This is a genomic window from Mycobacterium sp. (assembly GCF_047975165.1).
GTDB lineage: Bacteria > Actinomycetota > Actinomycetes > Mycobacteriales > Mycobacteriaceae > Mycobacterium.
Window position 1 is genome coordinate 1 of record NZ_JBKECZ010000027.1, and the last position, 6,503, is coordinate 6,503.

4 protein-coding genes, 1 tRNA gene and 1 pseudogene are annotated in these 6,503 nt (G+C 66.9%); 2 read left to right on the forward strand and 4 right to left on the reverse strand.

Translation table 11 applies throughout. From position 1 onward, the window contains the following. Positions 1 to 216: 216 nt before the first annotated feature. Positions 217 to 289, reverse strand: a tRNA-Asn gene (locus tag ACK5M9_RS02015). Between the two features lie 169 nt (positions 290 to 458). Between ACK5M9_RS02015 and ACK5M9_RS02020 the strand changes: the two genes are divergently transcribed. Next, complete coding sequence (locus ACK5M9_RS02020; protein ID WP_416891538.1) at positions 459 to 752, forward strand: hypothetical protein; 294 nt, start codon at positions 459 to 461, stop codon at positions 750 to 752. Between the two features lie 47 nt (positions 753 to 799). Here the strand turns inward: ACK5M9_RS02020 and dnaG are convergent, their stop codons facing one another. Then, positions 800 to 2,767 carry a DNA primase gene (gene dnaG / locus ACK5M9_RS02025; RefSeq protein WP_416891539.1) on the reverse strand — a complete coding sequence of 656 codons (1,968 nt, stop codon included), beginning with the start codon at positions 2,765 to 2,767 and terminating at the stop codon, positions 800 to 802. A 4-nt stretch (positions 2,768 to 2,771) separates the two neighbouring features. Further along, positions 2,772 to 4,064: a deoxyguanosinetriphosphate triphosphohydrolase gene (locus tag ACK5M9_RS02030; RefSeq protein WP_416891540.1), complete on the reverse strand. Its 1,293-nt coding sequence runs from the start codon at positions 4,062 to 4,064 to the stop codon at positions 2,772 to 2,774. 88 nt (positions 4,065 to 4,152) lie between these two features. On the opposite strand from ACK5M9_RS02030, the gene ACK5M9_RS02035 reads away from it, so the two are divergent. Continuing rightward, entirely contained in the window at positions 4,153 to 6,150 is a 1,998-nt protein-coding gene (locus ACK5M9_RS02035; RefSeq protein WP_416891541.1) for a TPM domain-containing protein, read from the forward strand. A 215-nt stretch (positions 6,151 to 6,365) separates the two neighbouring features. Here the strand turns inward: ACK5M9_RS02035 and ACK5M9_RS02040 are convergent. Beyond that, positions 6,366 to 6,503 (reverse strand): annotated as a pseudogene (locus tag ACK5M9_RS02040) (type VII secretion protein EsxI); the annotation flags it as partial.

Consider the following 6,503-nt stretch of genomic DNA (forward strand, 5'->3'; position numbering starts at 1 on the left):
CCGCGCCAACCCTGCCCGCTGACCCGTGCACGGTGACCCTGAACTCGCAGTGACATTGACTCTGCGTCTGCGGCGCATTCGTGCGAGTAGACCGCGCCCTGTGCGCAGAGTGAAAGTTCAGGGGACACGGCAGCGGCATTGATTCTGCGTCTGTGGCGCATTCGTGCGAGTAGGTCGCGCCGTCAGCGCAGGGTCAACGGAATCAGACCGGCTGCGCTCCCCCGGTAGGACTCGAACCTACAACCCTTCGGTTAACAGCCGAATGCTCTGCCAGTTGAGCTACAGGGGACTATCAGTCCAGCCAACGCTGGTGCTGACCGCGGAACGACTCTAGCGTACTGGGAGGGGGGCGGCCCAACTGGATGCGTGCCTCATCCCGCCGGGCGGGATCGGCCGCGACGGCGCCGGCCGGATAGGGCAGGATAGGAAGAACCGCACTTCTCGTCGGAGGGATCGCTTTGATCGGGTATGTCGCCGTAATGGGACTGGGTTACGTGCTGGGTACGAAGGCCGGACGCCGCCGGTACGAACAGATCGCCGGCACCTATCGCGCCGTCACCGGCAGTCCGGTGACCAGGTCGCTGATCGAGGGGGGCCGTCGCAAGATTGCGAACAGGATCTCCCCCGACACCGGGTTCGTAACAGTCGGCGAGATCGACGGGCAGACGACGGTGGTCAGCAGGCCCGGCCATCGAATGGAGCCGTACGTCGAGGAACTCCGGCCCGATATCCGGGTGAGCAGCCCCCGCTGAGCGCGCCGACCCACCGGCGACCGGCGACCGGCGACCCCGAAACCGCTTCACACGGTGAGATCATCCCCGCTGGCCTGCTCCAGCAGGCTACGACGATAGGCTTCCATCGCGACCAGATCGCCGAACAGTGCGTGGTATTCCTCGGCCTGCTCAATCGGTGACATGCGCTGCAGCTTGGATTTCACGTCTGCGATCTGCCGGCCCATCCACACCTCCTGCAGACGGGCGAGCACCCCGGCGATGTAGCGGGGCATCTGCTCGTCATCGGCGCGGATCGGTTCGACCCCCAGTTCGCTGACGAGTCGGGCGGTCGCCGGCGAGTCGACCTGCCGGCCCACCAGATCCAGCCATTGCGCTCCGCTGACACCCTGACCGCTACCGCCGGCTTCCGCGATCGCGGCGCGCACGGCCGCGTAACCCGGGTGCGTAAAGCTCTCGACGGTCAGGCTGTCGAACACCGGACCGGCCAGGGCCGGAAACTGCAGGGCCGATTTGAGCGCTTCGCGCTGCGGCCACAGTGCCGGATCGCGCGGATCGGGGCGGGCGGGCGCCGACGGTTCGGCAACCGTCGGCTCCTGCGTGGGCTCCGCCGCCCGTCGCGGCATCTTCGCACCGGCCGCCGCACGGCCGGAACGCACCGATTTCCGGGCTTCTCCGCGGACCCGATCGAGCACCTGCGCGACATCGTCCCAACCAACCCAGCCGGCGAGTTGCCGCGCGTACTCGTCACGCAGCGTCGGGTCCTTGATCCGCCCCACCATCGGTACACACCGACGCAGCGCGGCTACCCGGCCCTCGGCGTTGTCCAGATTCATTTCGCCGAGGGCACTGCGAATTGCGAACTCGAACAGCGGGGTTCGCCGGGCCACCAGGTCACGCAGTGCGCCGTCGCCGGACTTCATCCGCAGTTCACACGGATCCATGCCGTCAGGTGCGACCGCAACGAACGACTGTCCGGCCAGGTTCTGCTCACCGTCGAAAGCCTTCAGTGCGGCGGCCTTGCCGGCCTCGTCGCCGTCGAAGACATAGATCAGCTCGCCCCGGAAGAAGCTGTCATCCATCATCAGCCGCCGCAGCATCGCCAGGTGGTCGTCGCCGAATGCGGTGCCGCACGAGGCGACCGCGGTCGGAACACCGGCCAGGTGCATGGCCATGACGTCGGTGTATCCCTCAACCACCACCGCCTGATGCCCCTTGGCGATGTCGCGCTTGGCGAGGTCGATCCCGAACAGCACCGAGGACTTCTTGTACAGCGGGGTTTCGGGGGTGTTGACGTACTTGGCCTCCATCGGGTCGTCATCGAAGAGCCGGCGCGCACCGAACCCGATGACCTCACCGGCAGAGGTTCGGATAGGCCACAGCAGCCTGCGGTGAAACCGGTCCATCGGGCCACGTCGCCCCTGCCGGGAAAGGCCCGCAGCTTCGAGTTCCTTGAACTCGAAGCCCTTGCGTTGCAGGTGCTTTGTCAAGGTATCCCAGCCAGAAGGTGCGAATCCGCAGCCGTACCGCCGGGCAGCCTCGGCATCGAAACTCCGCTCGGTCAGGTACCGTCGGGCCGGGGCCGCCTCCGCGGACTCCAGCGCCTCGGCGTAGAACGCGGCAGCTGCCGCATTGGCCAGCACCAGCCTGCTGCGGCTCCCGCGGTCGCGCTGCACGGCGGTGGCCGGGCCGGTGTAGCTGATCGTGTGGCCGACGCGGTCTGCCAGCAGTTCGACGGCCTCGACGAAGCTGACGTGTTCGATCTTCTGGACAAAGGCGTATACGTCACCGCCCTCGCCGCAGCCGAAGCAATGAAAGTGGCCGTGATTGGGTCGCACGTGAAAGGACGGCGACTTCTCGTTGTGGAACGGGCACAGCCCCTTCATCGAGTCCGCACCGGCACGCTTGAGCTGGACGTAGTCGGAAACAACATCCTCGATGCGGGCCAGTTCGCGGATCTCGGCGATGTCGCGGTCGGAGATCCGGGACCGGCCACCGGAACGGCCCGCATCCCTTGACCCCACCGGATTCGACATCGGCTCAGTCTAAGCCGTGGCCCCGACGCGCTTGGCCAGCATCGATTCGCTCCAGCCTGCCCTCGGTGCAGGAGGCGATCTGATCGACGATCACCCGCGACCGCGCACCGTCATCGGCCGCCGAGTCGAACGCCGCCGCGAAGATCGGATCGAGCGTCGCGGGCGCCCCCGCGTGCAGCCACTCGGCAACTCGATGGATTCGTTCGCGCTGCCACTCCTGGGTTTTCAAGTGCCGCGGATCGGACATGATGAACTGCAATGCCAGGATTTTCAGCAGCGCAACCTCGGCACGAACCAACTCCGGCACCTGCAGATCAGCCCGGTAGCGTGCCAACGGCCTGGGTCCGGCCGCGGCCCGGGTGGCGGCAAGAGCAGCGGTGGCGAACCGCCCGACCAGCTCGCTGGTCAGCCGTTTGAGCGCCACCGACGCCGCGAGGGTGGCATCGAATCTGCCGACGCCGACAACCACCGGCAGGCTGGACAACCGCTTCGCTGCTGCCATCAGGGCGTCCCCCCCGACTTGGGGAAATTCACGCTGCCCCAGCTCGGCCAACGCGGCCACCTCGGTCTCGTCGGAGAGCACGCGCAGGTCGATACGGTCGGAGACGACTCCGTCCTCCACATCGTGTACCGAGTAGGCAATGTCGTCGGCCCAATCCATAATCTGCGCTTCCAGGCAGATTCCGAACGTGGGTGCCCCGCAGCGGGCCCAGGCGGCAGCCTGCTGATCCTCGGTGTAGAAACCGAACTTGCCGCTGCGATTCCCGGGACCCTCACCGCGAAACCAGGGATATTTCGTCACCGCGTCCAACGCGGCCCGGGTCAAGTTCAGCCCGGCACTACGGCCTTGAAGATCAACCACTTTGGGTTCGATGCCGGTCAGGATGCGGAAGTTCTGCGCATTGCCCTCGAAACCGCCGAAGCCGGCGGCGATCTCATCGAGGGCTCGTTCTCCGTTGTGCCCATAGGGCGGATGGCCGATGTCGTGTGCCAGGCCTGCCAACTCGACCAGGTCCAGATCGCACCCCAGTTCGATTGCCATTCCGCGCCCGATCTGGGCAACCTCAAGCGAGTGCGTCAGCCGGGTGCGCGGCGTGTCACCTTCGCGAGGGCCGACGACCTGCGTCTTGTCGGCGAGTCGCCGAAACGCCGCACTGTGCAGCACCCGCGCCCGGTCACGGGCAAAGCCGGTGCGGTGCTGGCCTTGGGCACCCGGCAGGCCCGCGGTCTTGGGGACCTCCGGGACCCGCCTCGCGCGGTCGGCGTCGGCGTATGGGTCGTACTGATTCGCGCTCACCGATCCACAGTCTGCCAGGGCCGACATTGCACATTCAGCGGTCTCCCAAATAGCAATATCCGAGCCGAACCAGGCTAGATTGGCCAACATGCGCATTGTCCGCCCGTTCACAGCCATCCTGGCGATCATCGCTGCGGGGCTGACCGCAGGGTTATTGTCGGCCACACCCGCCCTGGCGCAGCCACCGTTGCGATTGCCGGGCTACGTCACCGACGACGCAGGAGTACTGTCCAGCAGCGACCGGGCGGCGGTGAGCTCGGCGGTCAGCAGGCTTTACGGCGAACGCCGGACGCGGCTCTGGGTGGTCTATGTCGATGACTTCTCCGGCCAGAACGCGGTGAGCTGGGCGAAGAACACCATCCGGCTCAGCGACCTCGATGATGACGACGCGTTGCTCGCGGTATCCACTGCCGGCAGGTCGTACGCCTTCATGGTGCCCACCGGGATGCGAGGCATCACCGAAAGCCAGGTCCGCAGCTTGCGCCGCGACCGGATAGAACCCGCGCTGCGCAGCGGGGATTGGAAGGGTGCCGCGATCGCCGCGGCCCAGGGCCTCAACGTGGCGCCCAGTTCGACGGGAAGCACCGCACTGCTCGTAGCGCTCGCCGCCATCGCCGTCGCGGCGGTGGTGTTGCTGTTGCTGGCACGCCGGCGTGCGCGACGACGACGAATCAAAGGGCTGGCGGCCGCTCGACGCCTAGACGCCACCGATCCGGCCGCGCTGGCTACGGTACCGCTGGACATTCTCGACGAACTGTCCCGAGCGAAGGTGGTGGAAGTCGACAACGCGGTACGCACCAGCTCCAACGAACTCGAACTGGCCGTCGAGGAGTTCGGCTCGCAGCGCACGGCGGAATTCACTCAGGCGGTGAACAACGCCAAGGCCGCCTTGACCGAGGCCTTCACGGTGCGCCAGCAACTCGACGACGACAAGCCCGAGACTCCGGCACAGCGGCGCGATCTGCTGACCCGGGTGATCGTCTCGGCGGCCACCGCGGACCTCGAACTGGAGTCGCAGACCGAAGCATTCGAACAGCTACGCGATCTGGTGATCAACGCGCCATCCCGGATCGAGGCGCTGACCAGACTGTACGTCGAACTCACCGCCCGGATCGCCCCCGCCCAGCAGCGGCTGGCAGAGCTGAACGCTGAATTCGGGTCCGCGGCACTGGCGTCGATTTCGGGCAATGCGGCCGCCGCCCAGGGACGGCTGCAATTCGCCGACCGCAACATCGGCGCGGCCCGTGAATCGGTCGGCGGGGGGTCGGCCGGACAGCAGTCTCGCCTGGTCGACGGCATCCACGCCGCCGAGTCCGCGCTGGGCCAAGCGCGCTCCATGCTGGATGCGATCGATTCTGCCGCCGGCGATATCCGGCACGCCGTGGAACACTTGCCGGCGTTGCTGGCCGAGGTCCGAGACGATATCAAGCGGGCCAATGCCCTGCTGCGCAGTGGCAGCAACAAGTCGGCGTCCACCGGGCAACTGATCAGCGCGCGTGACGCAGCAGCCAGGGCCCTGGACCATTCCGGGGGCCACGCCGACTTGCAGGACACAGCCGATCCGCTGAGCGCTTTCGGCCTGCTGACCAAGGCCGACGCCGAACTTGACCGAGTCCTGGCCGCAGTGGCCCAGGAGCAGGCTGACATCCAACGGCTCAACCGCTCGTACGAGCAGGCGCTGTTCACGGCACAGTCGCGGGTGCACGCGGTGTCTGAATTCATCGACACCCGGCGGGGCAGCATCGGCCCCGACGCCCGTACTCGCCTCTCCGAGGCCAAACGCCAACTCGAGGCAGCCCAAGCAAAGGAATCATCGAACCTGGCTGAGGCCATCGACCACGCCAACAGCGCCTCGACACTGGCCGCTCGGGCTCAGTCGCTGGCCAATGCCGACGTGCAGGCGGAGCGGCGTATGTACACCCGCCGAGGGGATGCCAACACCGGTGCGGTGCTCGGCGGCATCATCATCAGCGACATGCTCGGCGGGGGCATGCGGGGCGGGTTCGGCGGCGGTAGCGGCTGGAGCCCCACCTCCTTCGGCGGATCCGACGGTGGCGGCTTCATCGGCGGTGGCGGCCGCTTCTGACTCGCTCGCGAGCGCAACGCCACGGCGAAATCCGGGGCGCGAAATCGCAGCCCCGTTACGCTCGCGAACGACTCACGATGTCCGAACCAACGACGTACGCCCACCAAAAACGACGTACGCCCGCCCACGGTGAATACCGTGCGCGGGCGTACGAAGCCGACGGTCGTGACGGGGATACGGGCTAGCCGTACCCCGCCACGGGCCGCGGATTGATCTCAGGCCCAGCTGGAGCCGACGGCGTTGTCGGTCTGCGCCATGTTGTTGCCGGCGTTCTGGATCTTCATGCCGTGGGTGTTGGCCTGCTCGTAGATCACCTGGAAGTTCCGACCCAGCTGGGTGATGAACTCCTGGCA

Coding starts and splice junctions, on each gene's coding strand:
- dnaG (WP_416891539.1), bottom strand. CDS start 2,767: ATGTCGAATCCGGTGGGGTCAAGGGATGCGGGCCGTTCCGGTGGCCGG.
- ACK5M9_RS02035 (WP_416891541.1), top strand. CDS start 4,153: ATGCGCATTGTCCGCCCGTTCACAGCCATCCTGGCGATCATCGCTGCG.